Genomic DNA, 374 nt, shown 5'->3' with positions numbered 1-374 from the left:
CCGACAGCCGGATGGTCAAGAACAAGGCCGTCTACATCGCCCTTGGCGTGACCCGTGACGGCCTGCGCGAGGTCCTGGGCCTTTGGATCGCTGAAAACGAGGGCGCCAAGTTCTGGCTGTCGGTGATGAACGAGCTGAAGAACCGGGGTGTTCAGGACATCCTGATCGGGGTCGTCGACGGGCTGAAGGGCTTTCCTGAGGCCATCACCGCTGCCTTTCCCGAGGCCATGGTCCAGACCTGCATCGTGCATCTGGTCCGCCATAGCCTGAGCTTCTGCTCCTGGAAGGACCGCAAGGTTGTGGCTGCCGATCTGCGCCGGATTTACAGCGCCCCAACCGCCGCAATGGCCGAGGCCGAACTCGATGCCTTTGAG

General features: G+C 62.6%; 1 protein-coding gene. It reads left to right on the top strand.

The window, feature by feature from the left end:
* On the top strand, positions 1-374 hold a 374-nt coding region (locus PARHAE_RS20880; protein ID WP_206437049.1), incomplete at both ends, for an IS256 family transposase.

The sequence above is a fragment of the Paracoccus haematequi genome, assembly GCF_900631945.1.
In the GTDB taxonomy this organism is placed as follows: domain Bacteria; phylum Pseudomonadota; class Alphaproteobacteria; order Rhodobacterales; family Rhodobacteraceae; genus Paracoccus; species Paracoccus haematequi_A.
The sequence above is the reverse complement of the archived record's forward strand: the minus strand, read 5'-3'. Positions and strand labels throughout refer to the sequence as shown.